The sequence below is a fragment of the Kangsaoukella pontilimi genome, assembly GCF_009830125.1.
In the GTDB taxonomy this organism is placed as follows: domain Bacteria; phylum Pseudomonadota; class Alphaproteobacteria; order Rhodobacterales; family Rhodobacteraceae; genus Kangsaoukella; species Kangsaoukella pontilimi.
The window spans coordinates 595,270-619,959 of record NZ_WUPT01000001.1; the positions used below are offsets into that span (position 1 = coordinate 595,270).

The 24,690-nt window shown below is 63.3% G+C and carries 22 protein-coding genes; 11 read left to right on the forward strand and 11 right to left on the reverse strand.

The window, feature by feature from the left end:
• Nucleotide 1 precedes the first annotated feature (1 nt).
• A complete protein-coding gene (locus GQ651_RS03070) occupies nt 2–610 on the reverse strand; it encodes a TetR/AcrR family transcriptional regulator (protein ID WP_160762739.1) in 609 nt (202 codons plus the stop codon).
• A gap of 101 nt (nt 611–711) precedes the next feature.
• Here GQ651_RS03070 and GQ651_RS03075 point away from each other — a divergent pair, with 101 nt between their 5' ends.
• On the forward strand, nt 712–1,890 hold the full coding sequence (locus GQ651_RS03075) for an efflux RND transporter periplasmic adaptor subunit (RefSeq protein ID WP_160762740.1): 1,179 nt from the start codon (nt 712–714) through the stop codon (nt 1,888–1,890).
• Entirely contained in the window at nt 1,878–5,006 is a 3,129-nt protein-coding gene (locus GQ651_RS03080; RefSeq protein WP_160762741.1) for an efflux RND transporter permease subunit, read from the forward strand. The genes GQ651_RS03075 and GQ651_RS03080 overlap by 13 nt, the downstream gene beginning before the upstream one ends.
• Before the next feature lies 1 nt (nt 5,007).
• Here the strand turns inward: GQ651_RS03080 and GQ651_RS03085 are convergent, their stop codons facing one another.
• The 5 genes from GQ651_RS03085 to GQ651_RS03105 form a co-directional block, all read right to left on the reverse strand.
• Nucleotides 5,008–6,174, reverse strand: coding sequence for a phytanoyl-CoA dioxygenase family protein (locus tag GQ651_RS03085; protein ID WP_160762742.1), 1,167 nt, complete (start codon nt 6,172–6,174; stop codon nt 5,008–5,010).
• Between the two features lie 19 nt (nt 6,175–6,193).
• Nucleotides 6,194–7,003: a 5-deoxy-glucuronate isomerase gene (gene iolB, locus GQ651_RS03090; RefSeq protein ID WP_160762743.1), complete on the reverse strand. Its 810-nt coding sequence runs from the start codon at nt 7,001–7,003 to the stop codon at nt 6,194–6,196.
• Nucleotides 7,000–7,794: an ATP-binding cassette domain-containing protein gene (locus tag GQ651_RS03095; RefSeq protein WP_160762744.1), complete on the reverse strand. Its 795-nt coding sequence runs from the start codon at nt 7,792–7,794 to the stop codon at nt 7,000–7,002. The genes iolB and GQ651_RS03095 overlap by 4 nt, the downstream gene beginning before the upstream one ends.
• Before the next feature lies 1 nt (nt 7,795).
• Entirely contained in the window at nt 7,796–8,911 is a 1,116-nt protein-coding gene (locus GQ651_RS03100) for an ABC transporter permease (protein WP_160762745.1), read from the reverse strand.
• 78 nt (nt 8,912–8,989) lie between these two features.
• Nucleotides 8,990–9,937, reverse strand: coding sequence for a sugar ABC transporter substrate-binding protein (locus GQ651_RS03105; protein ID WP_160762746.1), 948 nt, complete (start codon nt 9,935–9,937; stop codon nt 8,990–8,992).
• Between the two features lie 151 nt (nt 9,938–10,088).
• On the opposite strand from GQ651_RS03105, the gene GQ651_RS03110 reads away from it, so the two are divergent.
• Nucleotides 10,089–11,105, forward strand: coding sequence for a LacI family DNA-binding transcriptional regulator (locus tag GQ651_RS03110; protein WP_160762747.1), 1,017 nt, complete (start codon nt 10,089–10,091; stop codon nt 11,103–11,105).
• A gap of 36 nt (nt 11,106–11,141) precedes the next feature.
• Here GQ651_RS03110 and GQ651_RS03115 read toward each other — a convergent pair whose 3' ends face one another.
• The 3 genes from GQ651_RS03115 to GQ651_RS03125 are packed head-to-tail and all read right to left on the reverse strand — an operon-like array spanning nt 11,142 to nt 14,305.
• Nucleotides 11,142–12,275 carry a Gfo/Idh/MocA family protein gene (locus GQ651_RS03115; RefSeq protein WP_160762748.1) on the reverse strand — a complete coding sequence of 378 codons (1,134 nt, stop codon included), beginning with the start codon at nt 12,273–12,275 and terminating at the stop codon, nt 11,142–11,144.
• A 15-nt stretch (nt 12,276–12,290) separates the two neighbouring features.
• Nucleotides 12,291–13,187, reverse strand: a complete 897-nt coding sequence (locus GQ651_RS03120; protein ID WP_160762749.1) for a TIM barrel protein — start codon at nt 13,185–13,187, stop codon at nt 12,291–12,293.
• Nucleotides 13,188–13,201: 14 nt separating this feature from the next.
• The gene (locus GQ651_RS03125) at nt 13,202–14,305 is read right to left on the reverse strand and encodes a Gfo/Idh/MocA family protein (RefSeq protein ID WP_160762750.1); all 1,104 of its coding nucleotides are present in this window, start codon (nt 14,303–14,305) and stop codon (nt 13,202–13,204) included.
• A gap of 120 nt (nt 14,306–14,425) precedes the next feature.
• Here GQ651_RS03125 and iolD point away from each other — a divergent pair, with 120 nt between their 5' ends.
• From iolD to iolG, 5 genes are read left to right on the forward strand one after another with little or no spacing between them, the layout of a single operon-like run.
• Nucleotides 14,426–16,291: a 3D-(3,5/4)-trihydroxycyclohexane-1,2-dione acylhydrolase (decyclizing) gene (gene iolD / locus GQ651_RS03130; protein WP_160762751.1), complete on the forward strand. Its 1,866-nt coding sequence runs from the start codon at nt 14,426–14,428 to the stop codon at nt 16,289–16,291.
• Complete coding sequence (gene iolC / locus GQ651_RS03135) at nt 16,291–17,289, forward strand: 5-dehydro-2-deoxygluconokinase (protein WP_160762752.1); 999 nt, start codon at nt 16,291–16,293, stop codon at nt 17,287–17,289. The genes iolD and iolC overlap by 1 nt, the downstream gene beginning before the upstream one ends.
• A 4-nt stretch (nt 17,290–17,293) precedes the next feature.
• The gene (locus GQ651_RS03140; RefSeq protein ID WP_160762753.1) at nt 17,294–18,136 is read left to right on the forward strand and encodes a 5-deoxy-glucuronate isomerase; all 843 of its coding nucleotides are present in this window, start codon (nt 17,294–17,296) and stop codon (nt 18,134–18,136) included.
• Entirely contained in the window at nt 18,133–18,975 is an 843-nt protein-coding gene (locus GQ651_RS03145; RefSeq protein WP_160762754.1) for a class II fructose-bisphosphate aldolase, read from the forward strand. Before GQ651_RS03140 ends, GQ651_RS03145 begins: the two co-directional genes overlap by 4 nt.
• On the forward strand, nt 18,972–19,961 hold the full coding sequence (gene iolG, locus GQ651_RS03150; RefSeq protein WP_160762755.1) for an inositol 2-dehydrogenase: 990 nt from the start codon (nt 18,972–18,974) through the stop codon (nt 19,959–19,961). Before GQ651_RS03145 ends, iolG begins: the two co-directional genes overlap by 4 nt.
• 342 nt (nt 19,962–20,303) lie before the next feature.
• Here the strand turns inward: iolG and GQ651_RS03155 are convergent, their stop codons facing one another.
• Nucleotides 20,304–21,047, reverse strand: coding sequence for a sulfite exporter TauE/SafE family protein (locus tag GQ651_RS03155; RefSeq protein WP_160762756.1), 744 nt, complete (start codon nt 21,045–21,047; stop codon nt 20,304–20,306).
• Between the two features lie 870 nt (nt 21,048–21,917).
• Nucleotides 21,918–22,592, reverse strand: a complete 675-nt coding sequence (locus GQ651_RS03160) for a flavodoxin family protein (protein ID WP_227257943.1) — start codon at nt 22,590–22,592, stop codon at nt 21,918–21,920.
• A gap of 72 nt (nt 22,593–22,664) precedes the next feature.
• Between GQ651_RS03160 and GQ651_RS03165 the strand changes: the two genes are divergently transcribed.
• The 3 genes from GQ651_RS03165 to GQ651_RS03175 all read left to right on the forward strand — a co-directional run bounded on the left by GQ651_RS03165 (nt 22,665) and on the right by GQ651_RS03175 (nt 24,648).
• Nucleotides 22,665–23,585: a LysR family transcriptional regulator gene (locus tag GQ651_RS03165; RefSeq protein WP_319637305.1), complete on the forward strand. Its 921-nt coding sequence runs from the start codon at nt 22,665–22,667 to the stop codon at nt 23,583–23,585.
• A gap of 456 nt (nt 23,586–24,041) precedes the next feature.
• Complete coding sequence (locus GQ651_RS03170) at nt 24,042–24,422, forward strand: nuclear transport factor 2 family protein (RefSeq protein ID WP_160762757.1); 381 nt, start codon at nt 24,042–24,044, stop codon at nt 24,420–24,422.
• Between the two features lie 4 nt (nt 24,423–24,426).
• Nucleotides 24,427–24,648: a tautomerase family protein gene (locus GQ651_RS03175; RefSeq protein ID WP_160762758.1), complete on the forward strand. Its 222-nt coding sequence runs from the start codon at nt 24,427–24,429 to the stop codon at nt 24,646–24,648.
• The last annotated feature ends 42 nt before the right edge of the window (nt 24,649–24,690 follow it).

Genomic DNA, 24,690 nt, shown 5'->3' on the forward strand with positions numbered 1-24,690 from the left:
CTTAACCGGCGTCCTCGCGCGGTGGCAGCATGGCACGGCCGACCAGATAGAGAAGCGTGTCCTCTTCCTCGACCGTCAGTCCGGGCTCGAGTTTGCCATCGAGCATCAGGAAACAGTGACCGTGGACGAAGCACCAGAGCGCATAGGCGCGCAGTTTTGCCTCTTCGCCGTCGGGGTCGATACCCAGATGTTCGGCCACGATGCGCTCGACCAGCGTGTTGGCGGCATCTCCGGCGGCGCGCAGATCGTCATCCTCGGGGCCGGATTTGGCGAGGCTGAACATCATGCGGAAGACGCCCGGTTCGGCCTTGGCGAAGTCGATATAGGACCGTCCAAGTCCCACGATCCTGAGCGGGTCGCCGGCCGGATGAGCGTCGGCGGCGTGCTGCATGGCCTGGTAGAGACGCTCCATGCCCAGAAGGACGATGCCCTTCAGCATGTCGCCCCGGTCCTTGAAGTGTTTGTACGGCGCGGCGGTCGACACGCCAGCCATCCGGCACGCCTCGGCGATCGAGAATCCGTCGGGGCCGTCGCGCTCGATCAACTGCCGGATCGCATCGAGAAGCGCGTCTCTCAGATCGCCGTGGTGATACTTTTTCTTGTTTGCCATCAGTTGTTTGTCAGGTCTCCAGACGCAAATTGCAAGATATCGATTGACCAAGTTAGTGTCGCAAACATATGTAAGCAATACTAACTTGAAGGGCAAGAACCATGTCTGACACGCCTTTGCCACTATGGAAACGTCTCGTTCGGACCCTCGGTCGGGTGACGTTGACCCTCGTCGTCACGGCCCTTGCCGTTGGCGCGGTCGTGACGGGAACCAGTGTTCTTGCCGCGCGGTCCGGTGAAGAGATCGGGCCGCCGCCTGCTCCCGCGACGCCAGTCGCGCCTGTGGCGGTGATCCTACAGGACAGCTACGCGATCGAACGGCGCTTTTCAGGCGAAATAGAACCGATCCGCGAGGCCTCTCTCGGGTTCGAGGCGCGCGGTTCGCTGTCGTTGGTTCTCGTTCGGGAAGGGCAGCGGGTCGCGGAGGGTGAAGCTCTTGCCGAGATCGACACGCGGCTGCTCGACCTCGAGCGGGCGCGTCTCGCGGCGGCGCGAAAGGCGCTCGAAGCCGATGCGGAACTGGCGCGGCGGACCAATGCAAGGCAGGCGGAGTTGCGCGAGCGAGGTTTTGCGACGGATCAGCGTGTGGACGACACCTCGCTGACACTGGCGCGCGCAGAGGCCGGTCTGGCCGAGCTGGACGCGGCCATCGGTGCGGTTGAGGTGCAGCTGGAGAAGGCAAAGATCAAAGCCCCGTTCGCGGGGCGGGTCGCGGCGCGTCTGCTGGACGAAGGCACCGTGGTGGGACCGGGCGCGCCTGTTCTGGCGCTGGTCGAAGAAGGGCCGGTGCGTTTCCGCACCGATCTGGCCGCGGATCTTGCCTCGCGTCTTGAGGCGGGGACACAAGTCACCGTCGAAACGGAAGCCGGCGCCTTCACCGCGTCGCTGACCGAACTCTCCCCCACGCTCGACCCCGCGACACGGGCACGGCGGGCCTTCTTCACGCTCGATGGCGGGGCGCCGCCCGCGGGTTTGACCGGTGAGATCGTCATTCGGGACCAGATTTCGGTTGCGGAGCCCGGCCTCTGGCTTCCCCTTTCGGCGCTGCGGCAGGGCCCGCGCGGCACCTGGACGGTGCTGACAGTGGACGCAGCGGAGAACGGTGACCTAACGGCAGGGCTGGCGGCGGTTGAGATTGTGCATCTGGACAGCGGCCGCGCGTTTGTACGGGGCACTTTCAAGGAAGGCGATCTGCTGCTCGGCACCGGAGCGCACCGGGTCGTACCCGGCGAACGGGTGCGCATTCCGGGTCAGGACGAGGTGCTGTCATGGGCACGCTGACCTTTCGCGAACCGCGTATTGTCGCGCTGGCCATTCTGGTTATCGTCGCGGCGGGTCTCTCGGCGCTTCTGTCCATCGGACGTCAGGAAGACCCGACGATCACCAACCTTTTCGCGACCATCACCACGCCATATCCCGGCGCAGAACCCGCCCGCGTCGAGGCGCTTGTGACCGCCGAGATCGAGGAAGTGCTGCGCGAGGTGGCGGAAGTCGATACGCTTGAATCCACCTCGGCCACGGGAATTTCGATCATTCAGGTCGAGCTTCTGGAAACGATGGAGGCGGACGCGATCGAGGGTGTCTGGTCGCGTGTCCGGGACAAGCTGGACGATGCGGCTCTGCGCTTCCCTCAGGGTGTGGGCGAGCCCGACCTCTCAACTGATCTTGCCGGGACCTACGGCGCGATTGTTGCGCTCAGTGCCGAGCACGACGGCGTGCCGATGACGCTTGCCGCCCGCTATGGCGACGCCTTGGCAGACCGGTTGAGAAACGTGCCCGGCACCAAGCTGGTCGAGGTCTTCGGCGCGCCGGAGGAAGAGATCACGGTCACGCTCGACCGCTCCCGGGCCGCCGCGCTCGGCCTGTCGGCGGCAGAGGTCGCGCAAGTCATCCGCGCAAGCGATGCCAAGGTGCGGGCGGGGCAGGTGACTGGCGGCGGCGACAACCTGATCGTCGAGGTCTCGGGCGAGATCGACAGCCTTGGCCGCGTCCGCGACATCGTTCTCCGCGAAGGTGCCGCCGGCGCGACACTGAGGCTGGGGGATGTGGCGACCCTGGACCGGGGGCCGCGCCTGCCGGTTGGCGAGGCTGCTTATCACAACGGACGGCCTGCGATCCTCGTGGCCGCCAAACTGGAGGATAACGGACGGCAGGTCGACGCCTGGGCCGGGTTCATTCGCGACGAGCTGGATCAGTTCGGTACCGTCCTTCCGACCGGGCTGTCGCAGGACCTGGTCTTCGATCAATCCACCTACACCGCCGAGCGCCTGACCGAGGTCGCCGGCAACATGATCCTCGGCGTCTTGCTTGTGGTGGCGGTCCTGTTCCTGACGCTCGGCGCGCGCGCCGCGCTGATCGTGGCGCTGATCCTGCCGGTCGTGACCTTGGCGAGTCTTGCCACGATGAACCTGATCGGCCTGCCGATCCACCAGATGAGCGTCACCGGCCTGATCGTCGCGCTCGGCCTGTTGGTGGATGCGGGTATCGTCATGACCGATGAGGTGGGCCAGCGCCTGCGCGCGGGTCTCACGCGCGCGGCCGCCGTGGGCGGAGCCGTCACCCGCCTGACCGTGCCGCTCTTCGCCTCGACCGCGACGACCGCGCTCAGCTTCGTGCCCATGATCATCCTGCCCGGCCCGGCTGGCGACTTCGTCGGGGCCATCGCCATCGCGGTGGTCATCATGCTGGCCTGGTCCTTCGTCGTGGCCGTGACGATCACGCCCGCGGTTGCGGGGTGGCTGCTGCCCGACGCGCCGCGGAAAGGCATGCTGGGCGCGGGCCTGCCCTCGGGCGCTCTGGGTCGGGTTTTCCGCGCATCGCTTGCGGCCAGTGTGCGGAACCCGCTCCGCGCGATGGCCCTGGCGCTGGTGCTGCCGGTCATGGGCTTCTTGTCGCTGCCCACACTGACGGCCCAGTTCTTCCCCGGCGTCGACCGCGACCAGTTCCATATCGAGGTCGACCTCGCCCCCGGCACCGGCATCGAGCGCACCGAAGAGGTCGTGGCGCGGCTGGATACGGCGCTGCGCGGCGAGAAGGGGATCGAAAGCGTGACATGGAGCGTCGGGCGCTCGGCGCCTGCCTTCTACTACAACATTACCGCCGGCCGCGATGCCGCGCCGCGCTATGCCCATGCGCTGATCCGCACCGCTTCGCCTGACGCGACGGAGGCGATGCTGCCCCGCCTTCAGCGCGGCCTATCGGCCATCGCGCCCGAGGCGCAGGTGCTGGTGCGCGGGCTGGTGCAGGGGCCACCCGTCAACGCGCCGGTAGAACTGAGGATCGTCGGGCCAGACACCAGCGTCCTTCGTGCCGAGGGCGAGCGTTTGCGCCGACTCGTGGCCGAGGATGACGCGGTCATCCTCGCACGCACGTCCCTCACCGAAGGCGCGCCCAAGCTGAAAGTCGATATCGACGAGGCACGCGCCCGCCTGCTGGGGCTGACACCTGCCGCTGTGGCCGCCGAGCTGGAGGCCGCGCTCGTCGGCGTCACCGGCGGGTCCTTGGTGGAGGGAACCGAGGAGCTGCCGATTCGCGTGCGCCTTGGCGACGAGGTGCGGGCCGATCCCGCGCGCATCCGCGATCTGTCGATCCCGCGTCCCGGCGCGGCTCCGGTGCCGCTTTCGGGCTTCGCGACCGTCGCGCTCGAACCCGGCGAGGGCATCGTCACCCGCCGGAACGCCGAGCGCGCGAACACGGTCCAGGCCTATCTTTTGCGCGGCGTCCTGCCGGAAGAGGCGCTGGCCGACATCCGCCAGACCATGGAGGAAAGCGGCTTCGCGCTTCCGCCCGGATACCGGCTGGAAGTGGGGGGAGATTCCGACGCGCGCGCCTCGACGCTGAACAACCTTCTTGCGCCGCTCGGCCTGATCATCACCCTGTCCGTCGCCGTGGTCGTGATGACCTTCCGGTCCTTCCGTCTCGCCGCTGTAGCGCTGGTGGTCAGCGGTCTTTCGGCGGGCCTGTCCATGCTGGCCCTGGCGGCCTTCAACTATCCCTTCGGGATCACAGCGATCATCGGCCTGATCGGCTCGATCGGGGTCAGTATCAACGCGGCGCTCATTATCATGACAGCGCTTCAGGAGGACCCGGGCGCCGCTGCCGGGGATGCCGATGCCATGGCCGATGTGGTGATGGGATCGTCCCGCCACATCGTCTCGACCACCGTCACCACCTTCGGTGGCTTTCTGCCGCTGATCCTTGCCGGTGGTGGCTTCTGGCCGCCCTTTGCAATGGCCGTGGCGGGGGGCGTGCTTTTGTCCACAGTGGTGAGTTTCTACTTCACTCCGCCCGCGTTCCGGCTGGTTTATGCGGGGAGGAATAACCGGATGAACAAAGAAAGCTTTGAGGCCCCGCACAGCGCTGTCGCCCCTATGCCTATACTGCAGGCGGCGGAATAGATCAGGGCAGGCGGCGGGCGTTCTGTGCGGCGAAAGCCTCGGCAAGCCGCTCGGTCACCCAGCCCTCTACGACGGCCTCGCGCAGAACCGCGGCCTGGGTTTTCGGCGCGAGACCACCCAACGGCGGGTCGGTATCGAGATTGGTCGGGAAGCTGTAGCCCTCGGCGCTGGCGGCGATCACGGCGTCCCGCTCGGCCTGCGTCAGCCGTCCGGCCTGCCACGCGGCCTGAAGCGGCTCGAAAATGGCGAGCGACAGGCCGGTACGGTCGATGCTTTCCATCGCGCGACCGAAAGGCGACGAGACCTGAAGCAGGTTGACCATCCGCTGCACATCGGCGCTGTCGTTCGATCCGGCAGCGTGGAAGAGGGCGGGATTGAAGAAGACGGCATCCCCCTTCTTGAGCGGAACCTGCACGTGATGCTCTTCGAAATAGGCGCGGAAATCGTCGCGCCGCCACGCGGCATAGCCGGGGCGGTAGAGCTGGGAGAAGGGCAGCAGCTTGGTCGGCCCGCTCTCGATGGGCGTGTCCACATGCGCGATCCCGCCCTGAAGCGTCAGGACCGGCGACAGGTCGTGGACATGGGCCGGGTATCGCGCGGAAAGCTCCGCCGTCTGAAAGCCCAGATGATAGTCGCGATGCGCCTGCTGTGCCGCGCCGCCGGGACGGACCACATTCACCTGTGCCGTCATCTGATAGCCGGGGCCGAGCCAAGCCTCGCAAACCGCGTCGATGGCGGGACAAGCGAAGTAGGGCACAAAGACCTCTGGCGCGGCAAGGCCGAGCTTGGCGAGCGAATTCCAGATACGGTCATTTGCGCCCGAGGCGGCGAAATGGTCTGCGCCGCCGCCTTGGGCCGCTTTTTCCTGACGGATGACCTCTTCATAGACGGCCGTGGCCGCGTCGATGGGCGCCGTGTCGGCATAGGCGATGCTGAGGACGAGCACCCCCGGCCCGCTACGGAGGATGTGCGCCCATTCCGCCATCAGGGCGCGACGTTCGGACATGTCGGCAAGGCGCTGGCCAAGCGCGGGGATGTCGTAGATCGGTATCTTCGAGACGATCCGGTCCGCCGATGGCGCCATCGCCGCGCTTGTCTGCCGGTCGCAGAGCGCTGCCATGTCTCGGAGGTTGCAGTCGTCTTCGGTAAACCAAGCCGGTTCGGTCATGGCGGCCTTTCTCCGTTCGTCAACCCGCGTCCCTTTGGGCGATCCAGTCGTGATCCGGATCGTTCTGGAACCGCCATTTCCGCATAGGCCCCGCCATGACGTTCAGGTAATACATCTCGTAGCCGTATGGCGCGGCGCAGGGGTGGTGGCCTTTCGGCACCAGAACCACGTCGCCGTCCTTGACCGCCATGGTCTCGTCCAGAGTGCCGTCCTCGGTATAGACCCGCTGAACGCCAAAGCCCTGAGCCGGGTTCAGCCGGTGGTAATAGGTTTCTTCGAGATATGTCATGCGGGGGTAGTCGTCCTCATCGTGCCGGTGGCTGGGATAGGACGACCAGTTGCCCGCAGGCGTGAACACTTCGGTCACCAACAGGCTGGAGGCGACGTCGTGATCCTCCATCGCGATATTGTTGATGTGGCGCGTGTTCTGCCCCTTGCCGCGCGGCGTCAGCGCGATGCCGTCCGGGCCGAGGCGACGGGCAGGGTAGGGGGCGATCGCGGGCGCTGTGCAGACCGCGAGGACGCAGTCGGTCGATGCCGTCGCGCTCCACTGGCTTTGACCGGGGACATAGACGCAATGGGGGGCGGATTTCTCGAAGACCGACATGCGGTCCCCCATCGGCCCGAATGCGGTTCCGTCGGCGGTGACCTCGGCCTTGCCTTCGACAAGGACGAGGATCGCTTCGCGGTCGCCGGTGTCTTCCGACACGGTCTCTCCCGCCGTCAGTCGATAGAGACCGAAGCCGACATAGCCCCAGCCTGCCGAGGCGGGCGTTATGTCATGCACCTTGCCGCTGGTCCCCTGCGGTTTGATCAGGAGCCTGCTCATACGGTGCCGCCGAGAGAGCCTTCCAGCGTCGCCAGTTCCTGACCGCCGGCCATCATGTCCTGCAGCTCGTCAGGCGTGATCTGGCCGCGCTGCGCCGTGCCGAGCGTCTGGCCGCGGTTGAGCACGGTGAAGCGGTCGCCCACGGCAAGTGCATGGCGCACGTTGTGAGTGATGAAGACCACTGCCACGCCTTGCTTCCGCACCTTGTCGATGGTCGCCAGCACGTTCGAGGTCTGCCGCACGCCAAGGGCCGAGGTCGGCTCGTCGAGGATCAGGACCTTGGCCCCGAAATAGACTGCCCGGCTGATGGCGACCGTCTGGCGTTCGCCACCCGAGAGCGTGCCCACAGCCTGATCGGGGCCGCGCAGGTTGATGCCCATCTTGCGCATCTCTTCCATGGTGACGCGGTCGGCGAACTCGCGGTCGAAGAACGAGATGCCCGCGATCTTCTTCGTGGGCTCGTTCCCCATGAAGAAGTTCCGGGCCACCGACATCAGCGGGATCATCGCAAGATGCTGGTGGACCGTTGCGATGCCCGCATCCATTGCGTCGCGGGGGGTCGAAAAGTTCATCGGGCGACCCTCGAACAGGATCTCTCCCTTTGTCGGCTTGTGGACGCCGGACATGGTCTTGATGAAGGTGGACTTCCCCGCGCCGTTGTCGCCCAAAAGGCAGTGACACTCGCCCGGATAGACATCGACCGAAACCCCGGCCAGCGCGATGACCGGGCCGAAATGCTTTTCGATGTTCTTCATCTGGACGATGGGGGCGTGATCGGATCTGGTATTCATGTCAACGTTCCCCAGTGATCATACGACGAATGTAGGTGTTCAGGATAACCGCGCCCAACAGGATGACGCCGAGGAACACCCGGAAGAGCGAGCTTTCGACACCCGCAAAGAAAAGGCCCTGCTGCACGACACCGAAGATGAGCGCGCCAAGCGCCGCCCCGATGACCGAGCCGTAACCGCCGGTCAGAAGCGCACCGCCGATCACCACGGCGATGATGGCCTCGAATTCCTTCAGGAGGCCGCGGTCCGCGCCCGCCGAGCCGAATTCCATCACCTGACAAAGTGCGAAGACCGTGGCGCAGAAGGCGGTGAACATGAACATGGCGATTTTCACGCGGTTGACCGGCACGCCCGAGTTGCGCGCTGCCTCGGCGTCGCCGCCGGAGGCGTAGATCCAGTTGCCGAAGCGGGTGCGCGTCAGAAGGATATGCCCGAACGCCACGAGGATCAGCGCCCAGACGATCAGCATCGGGATGCCGTCCACAACCGGTTGCCCCTCGCGGGAGCCACGGCTGAAGGTCTCGAGCACGCCGATATCGCCAAGCCATTGAAAGAAGCCGGTCAGGATCTTGCCGCCGAAGATCGGGGCGAGCCAGTCACCTTCGGCTGCCTCGCGGATGCCGCCGATAATGGTTTTCCGCTCGATGGTCTGGGGAATGTAGATGGTGAAGCCGCGCAGGATGAAGAGAAACGCCAGCGTCACGATGAAGCTCGGAAGTCCGGTGCGGATGACGATGTAGCCGTTGAGCGCGCCTATCGCGACGCAGATGGCGAAGGTGATCAGGATGGCGATCCACATCGGCCAGGCGAGGACCACGCCGAAGACGGCGATCATCATGCCCGCGAAACCGATCATGGAGCCGACCGAAAGATCGAATTCCCCCGCGATCATCAACAGGCACGCGCCGACGGCGATGATCATGAACTGCGCCGAGACGACCGTCCAGTTCATGATCCCCTGACTGGCGAACATGCCGCTGTCGAAGGCGAAGAGAAGAAAGAATGTGAAAACCGCGACGGCGCCCACCATGCCGCCAAGCTCGGGTCGCATCAGTGCGAGCCTGAGCCGCGACATCTCCTTGACGCGTTCGTCTGTTGGCGTGGCTGTTTCGGCCATGACTCCCTCCCTTGTTTTTATTGATTGTCCCCGAAGAAGAACGGCCGCCCGAGGGCGGCCGTCCATATGGTGTGGCGCTTAGCGGTACTCGCCCGCGAAGGCCTCGACCTTCTCAAGTCCGGCGGCGGTGACGAAGCCGGGGCCCGAGTTGATGTTGTTGCCCGGCAGAACGCCGTAGCGGTCCCAGTTGGCCAGGATCACGACGGGCAAGTAGGCCTGCAGGAAGGGCTGCTGGTCGATGCCCCACTTGATGGTGCCGCCCTTGATCGCCTTCACGATTTCCTCGCCGAGGTCGAAGGTGCCGAAGTGGATGTCGCCGGCAAGGCCCATTTCGTCGAGCGCGGCGATGGTCGGGTCGGCCGAAACCGGGCCGAGCGTCAGGATGCCGTCAACGTCTTCGTTGGCCGACAGATAGGCCATGACCTTGTTCTTGATTTCCGCCGGGTCGGTGCCGGAATCCATCATCGCATCGCCAAGGTCGATGCCGAGGCCGTCGGCATAGCCGCGGCAACGTTCGCCCACGGTCGGCTGCTGGATGGCGTGGTTCACGCAGAGGAACTTGGTCACGCCTTCGCCTTTGGCGCGGAGACCGGCGGCGAAGCCGGCGTCGTATTCGGGCTGACCGACATACATCAGAGCGCCGACTTCACGCGCCTGCTCGGGCGTGCCGGTGTTCATGATGATGACGTCGATTCCCTGGTCCACGGCGGCCGAGATCGGGCCCGACAGCACGTCGAAATCCGCGAGCGTCGTGATGATGCCATCGGGGCTCGACGCGGCGGCCTGCTCGATAATGCGGGCCATGTCGGCGATATCGCCGGTGGGCGGGTTGCGGTATTCGACATTCACGCCGACCTGCTCGCCGGCCAGTGCGATGCCGTTCTTGATGGTGTTCCACCACGTGTCGCTGTCGGGCGCGTGGCTGACAAGCACGTAGTTCAGCTCTTCATGCGCGCCGGCGGTCGCCGCGACGGGTGCCGAAATGATCGCTGCGCCGACGGCGAGCGAGGTCATCAATTTCTTCATTGGGTCCTCCCAGACGGTGTGTGTTTTTCTCCCTGTGGCGGTTCCCCGCCTGACGGTAGGGAAGCACAGTCCGGAAAATAATGCAACCGGTTGCAAAAATGATCTTTGCGCTCTGCATCCCCCTGCCTAAGTTGGCCGTGATGGAGGGAACATGCCGATAACGCTGAAAGATGTCGCCGCCCGTGCGGGCGTTTCGCGCTCTGCGGTGTCGCGTACCTTCACCGAGGGTGCGTCGGTGTCCGCGAAGACCCGCAAGAAGGTCGAAAAGGCAGCGGCCGAGCTTGGCTATAGCCCGAATGCGTTGGCCTCGTCACTGACCACCGGGCGGACCAAGCTGATCGGCCTGATCTCGAACAACTTTCACAACCCGCTCTTTCTTCAGGTCTTCGACCTGTTTACCCGCAGCCTGCAGGACAGGGGCCTGAGGCCGCTTCTCGTGAACCTGACCGACGAGACCGATCCCGAGAACTCGCTCAGGCTATTGCGGCAGTATTCCGTGGATGGCGTGATCGTCGCATCCTCGACCCTGTCGCCCGAGTTCTCGGTCGCCTTCCAGGACGCGAAGATTCCCGTCGTCCATTCCTTCGGACGTTTCGCCAGCGCGCCCCGCGTCCACGTGGTAGGAATCGACAACGTAGAATGCGGGCGCATGGCGGCCCGGACCCTGATCGAGCGCGGCTATGACAGGATCGGATTTCTGGGCGGACCGAAGACCGCGACCTCCACCGTGGACCGCCGGAAGGGCTTTTGGGAGGTAGCAGGCAGCGTCAAAGGGCTCCGTGTCACCGAAAGCTTCGCAACCGCCTATTCCTTCGATGCCGGACGGGCCGAGATGCTGGCCCTTCTGGAAAAGGGCAGGGCGGCTGAGGCCTATTTCTGCGGCGACGACGTTCTGTCCGTGGGCGCGCTGAGCGCGATATGGGACAAGGGGCTGAAGGTGCCCGAGGATATCGGCATCATCGGGCTGAACGACATGGACATGGCGCGCTGGCCGAACATCAACCTGACGACGATCCGCCAGCCGATCCGCCAGATCATCGACAGTTCGATCGAGCTGGTGGTTGCGATGCTGGATAATCCTGACCGTCACCCAGAGGCACGGCTTTTCGGGTGCGAAATCGTCGAACGGGGCACGCTTCGTCCGCCGCGGGGCGGCAAGACTCTTTGAAAGAGTCTTGCCCGAAGACTTTGAAAGTCTTCGGCCCTAGCGGAACATCGGCGGGCGCGCGTCGACCCAGGCGCTGCCGTCCCTGGCCGATGCCACAGCGGCATAGACCGATGCCATGGACCTCAGACCGTCCTCTGCGGTGGGCAGGTTGCCCTCGTCCTTGCCTGCGATGCGGGCCGCGAGATCGACATAGATGTTCGCGACGGCCAGAGGGAAGCCCTCGGGGTGGGCGATGGCGACCCGGCTGAGGCGCTGCGCGTCTTCGCCGAGGCCGGCTTCGCCCTTTTCCATGATCTCAACCCGGCCGCCCAGCTTGTGGTAATAAACCTGGTTCGGCTGTTCCGAGGCCCACCGAAACCCGCCGGTTTCCCCGAAGATCTGGATGTCCAGCCCGTGCTGCCGGCCGAGCGCGATGGACGACGACCAGAGCCGTCCGACCGTGCCGCCCGACATGCGGAAGTTCACCATCGCGTCGTCTTCAAGCTGCCGGCCTTCGACGGTAGAGGCGAAATCCGCCGAGAGTTTCTCGATCTCGTCGCCAGTGATGAAGGTCGCGAGGTGCAGGGCGTGGATGCCGCAATCGGCCATCTGGCCCGAGATACCCGCCTGCGCGGGATCATAGCGCCAGCGAACGCGGGGGTTTTCCGCGTCGTCGCCCGCTGCATGGTGTCCGTGGCTGAAATTGGCGACGATGGAGCGCACGCGCCCGATCTCGCCCGCTGCCACCATCGCCTTCATCTGGCGCACCATGGGATAGGCGCTGTAGCAATAGTTCACCGCGCAGACCTTGCCCGAGGCGCGGGCAGTGCGGACGATCTCCTCGCCTTCCTCGACCGTCATCGTCATGGGCTTTTCGCATAGCACGTGAAAGCCCGCTTCGAGGAACGCCTTGGTGATCTCGAAATGGGTGTTGTTGGGGGTGGCGACGGTAACAAGGTCGACCCGGTCGTCGCGCTTCCGCTCGCCTTCGAGCATTTCCTGCCAGTTGGCATAGGCACGGTCTTCGGCGACGCCGAGCGACATCGCGAAGGCGCGGCCGCGCTCTGGATCGACGTCGAGTGCGCCCGCCGTCATCTCGAAAAGTCCGTCTGCCAAGGCGCCAAGGCGGTGTGCCGGCCCGATCTGGCTGCCCTGTCCGCCGCCGATCATGCCCCATTTCAGTTTCGCCATAAGAACCGGTCCTTCTCAGTTGAAGCCGATGGACGCGAGGTAGTCGCGGTTGATCTTCGCATCGCGCGCCGGGTCGGTATCGGGCAGGGTAGGGTCGCAGTCCTGTTCCACCGTGCACCAGCCATCGAATCCGCTATCCAGCAGGATTTGCCGGACGCGCGGAAAATCGACATCGCCATCGCCGAGGTTGCAGAAGATGCCCTGACCGCAGGCCTTGTAGAAATCGGTCCCGTTGGCCACGACGTCGGCCTTCACGGCGGGGTCGATATCCTTGAAATGCATGTAGCTGATCCGCCCGATATGCCGCTCCATGAAGGCGACGGGGTCGTAGCCTGCATAGGAATGGTGCCCGGTGTCGAAGCAGATCTTCAGGATGCTTTCGTCGACCTCGTCCAGAAGCCGCTCAAGCTCGGGTTCGAAGTCCATGAAGCCGGCGGCGTGGGCGTGTATGCCGACGGTCAGGCCGTATTCCTCGGCGCCCATCCGGGCGACATGGGCGATCCGGTCGCGATAGGCGGCCCATTCGGTGGCGTCCATCTTCTCAGCCGCATCGTAGCGCCCGGCGGTGGCGGCGCGACGAGGCGAGATCGAATCGATCAGCACCAGATGCTGCGCGCCATGCGCCACCAGCGCCCTGCAGGTCCGGACCGAGCCGTCCAGCACATCGTCCCAGACGTCCGCGTCGTGGAAGGGGCGGAACACCACGCCGCCGATCAGGTCCAAGCCATGCTCGTCCAGCGCTTCGGCCACTTGCGGCGGGTCTTCGGGCATGAAGCCCACGGGGCCAAGCTCGATGCCCGTATAGCCGGCTTGGGCATTCTCGCGGAGGACGTCGCGCCAGTCGGGGTTGCGGGGATCACCCGCGAATTCCACACCCCATGAACAGGGCGCGTTGCCTATCTTGATCGTCATTTCCAAAGTCTCCCTCAATCGCCGGCGACATGCGCCCAAGAGCGATTCTCATGCGAAGTTCGCGCCGCCGATACGATGCGCGAGACGGCCAGTCCATCCCGAAACGTGGGCCAGCGAGAGCGGCCCTCGGCGACGGATTCAAGAAAGTCGCGCGCCTCGATGATGATCTGGTCCTGATAGCCCGTGCCATGGCCGGGGCCGAGACAGAACGGCTCATAATCGGGATGCGCCGGACCGATCAGGATCTGCCGGAAGCCGCGGTCGGCCTCGGGACCTTCGGCCTTGTAGAGCCAGAGCGAGTTCTGGTCCTCCTGATTGAAGCGGATGGCCCCCTTGGTGCCGGTGATCTCGTAGATATACCCCATTTTCCGGCCCGTCGCGACGCGGCTGAAGAACAGGTGACCCATGGCGCCGTTCACGAACCGGCACATGATCTGGGCCTGATCGTCATTGGTGACCGGATCGGACCCGCGCATCGTGTGCACCGTCTCGATCTCGGCCATGACCGAGGCGACCGGTCCCATCAGGGCCAGCGCCGCGTTGATCATGTGGGGGGCAAGGTCGCCCATGCATCCATTCGCCTCGCCGGAGGTGCGCCACGAGGCCGGTGCTTCGGGGTCGGCATAGAAATCTTCGGTATGCTCGCCCCGGAACCACGTCACATCCCCGATAGCGCCTTCGGCCACAAGGCGGCGGGCGTATTGCGAAGCCGGGGTGCGGATATAGTTGAAGCCGATCATATTCGGCACGCCCGCGGCTTCGACAGTTTCGGTCATGGCTGCGGCATCGCTGATCGATGCGCCCAGGGGCTTTTCGCAGAAAACCGGCTTGCCCAGATCGGCGGCGCGCCGGGTGATCGCGAGGTGGGTTTCGGGGGGCGAGGCGATGATCACGGCCTCGACGCGCGGATCATCGACCAGTTCTTCCCAACTGCCCGCAGCGCGCGCGAAGCCGAAGGCATCGCGGTAGCGTTCGGCGGAGGCGGGCGACGAGGCCGCGACCATCTCGAGACGAGGTCTGAGTGCGGTCTGGAACACTGCGCCGACCGCCGCATGGGCCACCGCATGGGCCTTGCCCATGTAGCCGCCGCCGATGATACCTATTCCGATCTCTGACATGGGCCCGCCCGAAAAACACATTGCAACCGGTTGCAAGACGAGTATCTTCAAAGCGGTATTCGGGTCAAGCGCCGAAGAGTGTAGAACGGCCCGCAACCACGACCTTTGGGAGGAAGACAGATGTCCGACAGGACGATCCGCCTGACGACGGCGCAGGCCATTATCCGGTTTCTCGACGCGCAATTCATCGACATCGACGGGCGCGAGGTCCGGGTCTGCGGAGGCGGGTTCGGCATCTTCGGCCATGGCAACGTCACTTGTCTGGGCGAGGCGCTTTACGACCACAAGGACACGTTGCCGCTCTATCGCGGGCAGAACGAGCAAAGCATGGGATTCGCTGCCGCGGCCTATGCAAAGTACCACCTGCGCCGCCGGTTCATGTTCTGCACAGCATCGGCGGGGCCGGGCACGGCGAACCTTCTGACTGCTGCCGCACTCGCGCACGCCAACCGCCTGCCCATGCTGATGCTCTGCGGCGACACCTTCCTCACGCGTCTGCCCGATCCGGTGCTTCAGCAGATCGAGCACTTCGGGAACCCCGCCTATGGTCTGAACGACGCATTCCGCGCCGTCAGCCGGTATTGGGATCGGATCACCCACCCGGCGCAGATCATTCAGACGCTTCCCGCGGCTTTGGCCACGATGCTCGACCCTGCCGATTGCGGTCCGGCCTTCCTTGCATTGCCGCAGGACGTGCAGGGCTGGGCCTATGACTATCCGGTCGAGCTGTTCGAAAAGCGCGTGCACCGCATTCGCCGCCAGCCGGCGGATGAGGCCGAAATCGCCGCTGCCGCCGGCCTTTTGCGCTCTGCAGAGCGTCCGGTGATCATCGCGGGCGGCGGCGTACAGTATTCAGGCGCAGTCAAGGAACTGACCGCATTCGCGGAAGCCCACGACATTCCCGTCATCGAAACCATAGCGGGCCGTGCCAACCTGCTCGACGACCACCCGCTGAATATCGGACCGGTGGGCGTCACCGGGTCCGACAGCGCCAATGCGGTGGCCGAGGCGGCGGATGTGATTCTGTCGGTCGGATCGCGCCTGCAGGATTTCACCACCGGGTCCTGGACGGCCTTCGCCAAGGACGCGCGGATCATTTCGCTCAACGTGGGCCGTCACGATGCGGGCAAGCATATGTCGCTGCCCGTGGTGGGCGATGCCAAGCTGGGGCTCGAGGCGCTTGGCGCCGCGCTGTCCGGCTATACGTCGCCCGAAAGCTGGACCGGCTTTGCCAAGGACGAGCGCCGGAAATGGCAGGCCTATGTGGCCGAAAACGTGCGGCCCGGAAACCGGCCCAACTCCTACGCGCAGGCCATCGGCGTGGTGAACGCGCTTTGCGACAAGCGCGACCGCGTCGTGGCCGCCGCCGGGGGACTTCCGGCCGAGGTCACCGCCAACTGGCGCACCCTCGATATCGGGACGGTGGACGTGGAGTTCGGCTTTTCCTGCATGGGATACGAGATCGCCGGAGGCTGGGGCGCGCGGATCGCGCAGTCCGAGACAGAGCCTGATGCAGACACCATCGTCTTCTGCGGCGATGGCTCGTATCTTTTGATGAACTCCGACATTTACTCGTCTGTTCTGACACAGAAAAAGATGATCGTTCTTGTCCTCGACAACGGCGGGTTCGCGGTCATCAACAAGCTGCAGAACAACACTGGAAACGAGAGCTTCAACAACCTCTTCGCGGACGCGCCGACAATTCCGGAGGCCTTCGCTGTCGATTTCGCGGCCCATGCGGCATCCATGGGCGCGGAGGCGGTGCGGGTCGACACGCCGGACCAGTTGGGCGAGGCATTCAAGGCGGCGAAAGCCGCGGACAAGACCACGGTCATCGTGATGAATGTGGACGCCTATGAAGGCTGGACCACCGAGGGTCACACATGGTGGGAGGTCGGTACGCCCGAAGTGTCCGAGCATGCAAAGGTGCGTGAGAAGCACGCCGAGATCGAGGCCGAGCGCGCCAAGCAACGGCGGGGCGTCTGATGGCGGGGATGACCCTTTCGGACCTGCGCCAATCGGTGGCGCGGGGAAACTTCGTGGTTTTCGGACGTGCGGGAATGGACCTTTTCGCGGACCCGGTCGGGGTGAAAAGCGAAGAGGCCGAGGTATTTCACGCAGGCCTTGGCGGCTCGTCCGCGAATATCGCGGCGGGGCTTTGCAAGCTGGGTCAGCATTCGGCTCTGGTGACGTCCGTGTCGAACGATGCGGTGGGCCGGTTCTGTCTGAACCAGCTCAAGCAATACGGCGTCGATGCCCGCTACGTCAAAAGCATAGACGGCGAGTACCGAACCTCGATGGCGATCTACGAGAGCCGGACCGAGAATTTCCAGAACGTCATCTATCGCAACGGCGCCGCCGATTTCCAGGTGACCGAGGCGGATGTGGACCGCGTGGACCTGACGCCCTACGGCGCCCTGGTGACTGCCGGCACGGTTTTCGCCGCCGAGCCGTCGCGCTCGGCAACCTTCCACGCCTTCGAGCGGGCGCGGGTTGCCGGGCTGCCCATCGTCTTCGACATCGACTACCGGCCCTATTCCTGGCCCTCGGCCGACGTGGCATCGGACGTGCTGTCGCGCGCCGGCGCATTGTCCGACGTGATTGTCGGGAATGACGAGGAGTTCGGCTTCATGGCGGGCGGCATCGACAAGGGCTTGGCCAAGGCCAGGGAGCTGTCTCAGGACGGCGCGGCCATAGTGATCTACAAGATGGGCGAGAAGGGCGCGATCACCTTTGCCGAGGGCGAAGAGACGCGCACGGGCGTCTTCCCGGTCGAGGCGATCAAGCCGGTGGGCGCGGGCGATACCTTCATGGCGGGGTTCCTTGCCGCGCTCGCAGAGGCGCGCGCGCTGAAAGAGGCGGTGACCCGTGGGTCGGCCGCCGCCGCCATAGTGGTGACGCGGCCAGGGTGTTCTCCTGCCATGCCGACGGGCGCGGAACTCGACGCGTTCCTGGAAGATCGAACCGAAAGCCTGGAGGGCTGACGCGATGCATATTCCCCCTTACGATAACAAGAACGCGCCCATCGTCGATGTGGATGATGCGCTTGTACCGCTCAACTATTTCAACATCGTCAAGCTGAAGAAGGGCGAAAGTTTCGACTATGCCGTGCCGGGCTACGAGACCTGCGTGGTCCCTGCGACCGGGCTGATCGAGGTGACAGCAGCCGGTTTCACGGCGACCGAGCTCGGCGGGCGCGGCGTCGATGTCTGGGATGGCGAGCCTGAGGGCGTCTATGTCCCTTCCGGTGCCGAAGCGCGTATCACCTGCCTGTCGGATGCGGCAGAGGTCTTCGTCGCGGGCGCGCGTTTTGACGACGTGCTAGAGCCCTTCGCGGTCCGTGCCGACGAAATCGACCTCGTGCAATATGGCTCGGATGACACGAAAACGCATCGCAAGATCAAGCACATCCTCGGCCAGAAGCAGCATGACAGGGTGGGGCGCCTTCTGGTGTCGGAGCTCTTCACCGTGGGGGCGGGCGGCTGGTCCGGTTTTCCCAGCCACAAGCACGACACAGACCGTCTGCCCGACGAGACCCGGCACGACGAGACCTACAACTTCCGCTTCAAGCCCAATTATGGCTCGGGGCTGCAGATGCTTCAGCGGATCGATAACGAGCCGGGCGATGCCTATCACATCGTCGACGGCTCAACGATTTGCATCGACAAGGGTTATCATCCCTGCTGCGTGCTTCCCGGTTACGAGATGTACTACTTCACCATCCTTGGCGGACTCAGCCAGCGCAGCCTGAAGCAGTATTTTCAGCCGACCCATGCGGAACAGCTTCACACGATCCCGGGGATCATGGATATGGTGGCCAAGTTCAAATGACACTTGCAACTCTCAGCGATGTCCTGACCGCGGCCAATCGGGACGGCTATGCCGTAGGCGGGCTTGTCTGCCTCGGTTGGGAAGACATGCGTGCCTATACCGCCGCCGCAGAGGCCGAGGGGCTGCCGCTCATCCTTCAGGCAGGTCCATCCTGTCGCAAGCACACGCCGCTGCCGGTTCTGGGGGCCATGTTCCGGCATCTGGCCGAGAGCGCCTCAGTTCCGGTCGTCGCGCATCTCGATCATGGCTACACGGTCGAGGAATGCCGGCTTGCCATCGCTTCGGGGTTCACGTCGGTGATGTTCGATGGCTCCCGCAAGCCCTTGTCCGAGAATATCGACGAGACCGCTGCGATTGCCGAGATGGCCCATACCGCCGGTGTCTCCTGCGAGGGCGAGATCGGCTTCGTGGGCTATAGTGGCGGCGAGGCTTCGAACGGAACCGACCCCGAAGAGGCTGCGCGCTTTGCCCGTGAGACCGGCGTGGATGCCATGGCGATCTCGGTGGGCAACGTCCACCTGCAGGAGAACCACGAGGGCGGGCTGGACCACGACCGTATCCGCGCAATCGAGGTGGTAACGGACGTGCCGCTGGTCATCCATGGCGGCTCAGGCGTGCCCCATGCCGAGCGGGCGCTGCTGGCGCGGTCCACGCGCATCGCCAAGTTCAACATCGGCACGGAACTGCGGATGGTGTTCGGGAAATCTCTGCGGGACCGCCTTGCCGAGATGCCGGACACGTTCGACCGTGTTCAGTTACTGTCCGGGGTCGAGGCCCCAATTTGCGAAGCCGCGCGTGCCGCGCTTCGCTCCATCGGTCCCAAAGGAGAGGGCGCATGATTTCTTTCGGAATTCTCGGCTGCGGCCGTATCGGGCAGGTCCATGCAGGTTCGCTTGCCCGTCTTTCGAATGCGCGCCTCGTCGCCGTGGCCGATGCCGTACCCGAGGCGGCGGAACGGCTGGCAGCCGCTCATGGGGCCGAGGTGCGGGACGCCGAAGCGATCATCACGGCCGGTGACATCGACGCGGTCATCATCGCCACGCCCACGACGCTGCATTACGACCAGGTTCACGCGCTGGCCTCCGCGGGCAGGGCTATCTTCTGCGAAAAACCGATCGACCTGTCGGCCACTCGCGCGGCGGAGTGCCAGGCGGCCGTCGACAAGGCGGGCGTCGCGTTCATGACGGCCTTCAACCGTCGTTTCGATCCGCAATTCGCCGCGCTCGAAGCGGCGCTTCGCGACGGGGCCATCGGGAACGTGGAGATCGTCGTCATCACATCGCGCGATCCGTCTCCGCCACCCGTCAGCTATATCGAGCAATCGGGCGGGCTGTTCCGTGACATGATGATCCACGATCTGGACATGGCGCGTTTTCTGCTGGGAGAAGAGCCGGTCGAGATCTCGGCCCAAGGGTCCAGCCTCGTGGACCCGGCCATCGGCGCGGCAGGCGACGTGGACACGGCGGCTGTGACGCTGAAGACGGCCAGCGGGCGGCTTTGCCAGATCAACAACTCGCGCCGCGCCACCTATGGCTACGATCAGCGGATCGAGGTTCACGGCGCGACGGGAATGCTGCAGGCCGCGAACCAGCCCGAGAACTTCCTGACCAAGGCCGGGGAGGGTGGATTCACCAGCGCGCCCAACAAGCACTTCTTTTTGGAGCGCTACGAGGCCGCCTATCTGGCCGAAATGCGCCACTTCATCGAGGCCGTCGAGGCAGGCCGCGCCCCGTCCCCCGGCATCGCCGACGGCGTAGCCGCGCAACGTCTGGCTGACGCGGCGACGCAGAGCCACAGAGAGGGGCGGATCGTCCGGTTGGAGTGAGCAACCGCCGTTTTGCTCGACTGCGCGTCAGGTTTTCAGTTCGTAGAGACCGGTGGGCCGAAGAAGGCGAGGCCGATTGCAACTTGGATCACCTTCGTTGTGCTTGCGAGTGCCACGCGGCCGGTAGTGGCGAGATTGAAGGGCGGCCCTGCGGACATAGCGGACAGCCCAAGCCCATTGCATGTTCCGGAACGGACACGTGCCTCATTAGGCTCCCGGGTAAAGGGTTCCACGCTAGAAAGAAGGCGAGGGGAACGACGGCCAGAGTTGGCGATCTCTAACGCTCATTCCTAAACCACAGGAATGCGCGAACACCCGATCGCTCAAAGCTCGCTTCCTGCCTCACGACGCCAGAAAGGTAAGAGTCAGGACTACGCCAAGTGCGGCAACGCCGAGCCGGACAAGGTTCTCTGGTAAACGGCGGACAAGTTGGGCGCCGCCGTAGCCGCCAATGACGCCACCGATAAGCACGCAGACGGCGGCAGGCCAGTTGACGAGACCCGACAGGACCATCGGTCCCACCGCGACAGATTGGATAACAAAAGCGAATAGGTTCTTCGCGCCGTTGACCTGAACTAGTCCCCTGCCGGTCGCGATCGACAGGACTGCGAGGAGCATGAAACCCATGCCCGCACCAAAGAACCCGCCGTAAAAGCCGGTGGCAGCCATGAGCACTGCCGTGGCCGCTTTAAGTCGCGCAGCCGGAAGTACTCGGCGCATGAGATCTGTCGTTCGGGGTCCGAGTACGATTGCAGCGACTGCAATAGCCAAAAGAAAAGGGACGACACCAACAAAGGCCGCATCGCTTGAATTCACCATGATGATCGCGCCGGACAAGGCTCCAAGGAAGGCGGGGATCAGCAGAGTGAATAGGTTTCTGAACTCGGCACGGATTTCGGCTCGGTAGACCCAAACTGCCGGGAGTTGGGCGGGCCAGAGCGCAACGCCCTGGGTCACGTTTGCGGCGATGGGCGGCAATCCAGAGGCGAGCAGAAACGGAAAAACGAAGAGCTTGGCGCCCCCCGCTGCGGCGTTTACGGCGCCTCCGAGAAACCCGGCCGCAAGGAAAAGGAGGATCTCATTCATAGGGCGCAGGGGAGAGCGTGCCCTTCAGGACGCGGTCTTCCAGAGAATTCATTGCGGGAGGAACTCGGTAGTGACTGAGACACAAACGATGCAGTGACCGAAATCCGCTTGGGCCGCACGGGGCAAAGTATCGAACCTTCAGGTCCACCTATTTCTCGCTTTCAGTTTGCTAATGCTTTTCCGGAGCCAAGCCGGATAAGTCGAGCGCTGCCAATGGACATAACGCGAGGCGCAATCGAAGCAGCTGAAATGTCTCAGCTTTAGGCCATCTCCTAATGCGCTCCCAGAAATCCTGTCCACAATGCAGAAGCACAATCCTCGCCTGCATATTTGAGCGCATCCCCTTAGTGCGTAATTTGAGGAGCTGTCTCCCATCTGGTCACGTTTCGCCTGATCACAGGCACCCGTCGTCATTGGACGGGAGCCGCTGACAGAGGATGTGGCCGTTCACGCTGGGACACGCATACCAGTCCGCCACTTGTTTCGGCCTTACCTTTAGTATGCGCAGGTTCGCTCGGTGAAATGTGAGCGTGCCGGTTGCATCTGGACCAATCTTTTCAAATCTAGACATCAGAAGTCTCCTTTATGACTGCGCGCCTGCATCGCGCCGATGCGGCATTGCATGGGGCTCAGCATTCACGTCCGTTCCGTTTTACCTATGGTGACCTGCCTCCCCTCCAAGAACCGGTGTTCGACAGGCACTTCGTCGATGAACTCGAACGTCGCCAAGCTTTCCCTGCCTAGAAATCGGAACAGCAGACCCGTAACTCACGCCACGAGTTGCTGTTCTTCTGCCGCTACCGGGGGCGGGGGGCGTTGATGTTTCTGTTACGTCCAAAGCAACGGAGTTTACCCAGCTACCCATTTTGGTTAAGCGGCCACCGCCTCTTCTCTCTGATTGGAAAGCCAGCGTTGCGCGGCCTCCGCAACACGACGGCCGAGGTATTCAGCGGTTTCCAGGTCTGAGCCAGCTGGGGCCACTTCCGGCGGAACGTCCGCATCCGCCTGGGACATCGCTCCCAAGAAACTACCGAGGCGATTCAGATCTGCTGGCGACCCTGCGCTCGTGTGGTTCCCCGGAGGCAACCCCAGCCCTACCCAAATCATGCCATGCTGCATGGCGAAGTGATTGATCTGCTGCAGGGTCGCTAATTTGTCCCCACTCATGCCTGCCGAGTTCGTGAAGCCCGCGGCTAGTTTGTTCGACCAACGGCCTTCGAGCCACCGACCCGACGTTGCATCGAGGAACGCTTTGAACTGCGCCGATGCGCTGCCGAAATAGGTTGGTGAGCCAAAGATGATCGCGTCGGCTGCGTCGATCACGTCCCAGTTCTGCTCATACTCTTCGACCGAAATCAGAGCCACATCCGTCCAGTCGACTTCGCTCGCACCACGCCGAACCGCTTCGGCTTGGACTGCGGTGTGGCCGTAACCACTGTGGTAGACAATTGCTATCTTCACCATTGCATTCTCCATTTGTTTTGAGCCGGTCTTGCTGGCCGGTTCGCCGTTACTTGCGACATCTACGACTTGGAGTAGAGCCATAGCGCGCACTCCGATTTGATGTCTGGTTGGGGCATACCGAGGAAAAGCGCCAATTGATAATATCGAGTTTTCATGATTACGATCTTCAAAGAAGATCATCTGAGGTGCCATATGACATTGGATCAACTCGTCGTCCTCGACGCGATCGTCGCCTCCGGAACCTTCCGCGGGGCAGCTGATCGACTGAACAAGGCGCAATCCGCCGTCAGCCATCAAATAAAGAAGCTTGAGGACGAGTTGGGGTTCGATCTTTTCTTGCGCGATGCCTACAGACCAAGGCTGTCACCAGAAGGCGAAGTCTTCTTCCGAGAAGCGACGCGGGTTCTTGGGCAGGTGCGTGGATTGAAGAATGTGGCCGCAGGTCTCCGAAGCGAGCAGGAGCCGATGATTTCGATTGCGATCACAGCAACAATGTCGCTCGATCCGATCCTCGATATTCTGGGTGAGGTCGGACGAGCCTATCCTGGAACGCATATCAAGCTGGCAACCGAAATGATGGGAGGTCCGCTGGCGCGTCTGATGAGCGGTGATGCGGACGTGGCTATTGCGGGGCTTGATGGCGTTCCGATCGACGAAGTTGAGACGCTCCCGGTTGGCACGATTTCGATCCGACCCGTCGCCAGTCCTAGATTTCCAGCGGCCGACCGGTCAGGGGTCAAATCGCGTCGCGAGATGCAGAGCTACACGCAAATCATTGTATCTGGAACGGGCGGCAAGGAATACGACCAGAGCCGCGATCTGCTGTCTGGCGGGCAGCGTTGGACAGTCTCCGACTTTCAGGCCAAGAAGGCGATCATCAAGGCAGGCCTCGGCTGGGGTGGAATTCCGGAGCACCTGATGGCCGAGGAATTGGCGAAAGGCGAACTCGTGCCCTTGGCAGTGGAGGGCTATCCTCCGCGTCATACCGAAGTATTTGCGATTAGGCGCCGGGACCGCCCTATGGGAAAGGTCATGTCGAGCATGTGGGAAAAGTTGGCGGAAAAAGCACTCTAAGGTGCGAAGCCGATGTAGTCGTGCATCGTCTTTTGAAATGACCAGATGGGGTTGTCGTCGACGACGGTCGGTTTGTAACCACTCGGGCAAAGTGACAGCGGTTTGTTCGCCTTTGGTTTCGAAAACCGACTTGGCACTTGCTTGATGATGCTTTGTAGGCATGACGTCGCCCATATGATCTTTTTATGAGATCGTAATCGTGAAAACTCGATATTATCTTTTGACAGTCTCTGTTGCTAACTCCGGGCGAGTCAACAAAACGGAGCGTCTTATGAGACACTATTCCAAATTCTGGCTTCGTCGCTTCGCCGCGTTCGGGCGAGACACTGAAACGGAGCGCCTAATCAAACTCTATTCCAGATCCTGGGTTCGTAACCTTGGCGATGCGAGCACGCCGGGCGATCGCAAGGCTCGGCCCATAGCGACGGCTACCTTTGGGACAGGAGGCGTTGAAGGATGAACGGATCGCATGAAACCGAAATCCGGGAGCTCATGAAGTCTTATTTCGACGGTCTCTATCATTCGAGCAGCGACATCTTGCGGACCGTTTTCCACCCGGACCTCGCTTATGTAAACGGGACAACTGGCAACTACGAGCATTTGGATTTCGAAGAATACATGGCTCGAATTGATGCGCGGACGCCCCCGGCATCACGCGGCGACGTCAGAGAAGAGATAATCGAAAGGATAGCCTTCAAGGGCGATCGCATCGGCATCGTCGAGGCACGCATGACTATGATGGGCCGGAACTATCAAGACCTGCTCACGATCATCAATACGGATGACGGCTGGCGCGTGCTCACCAAAGTCTTCTCGTTTGTGGAAAGAAAGGCCTGAACGAATGCCCTACGTAAATATCAAGGTAACCCAGGAAGGCGGTCCCAATGGTACGGGCCCCTCGACGGAAGAAAAGCAGCAACTCGTCGCAGGCGTGACGGACCTTTTGTTCAGAGTGTTGGGCAAGAAACCCGCCACGACCTTCGTAGTCATCGACGAAGTCCCGCTGCAAAACTGGGGCATTGAGGGGCGGCAGGTCAGCACAATTCGCGCCGAGCAGAGCTGACCTCCCGGGTCCTACGCAATCATCCAAGGGCTTTGGCGCGCT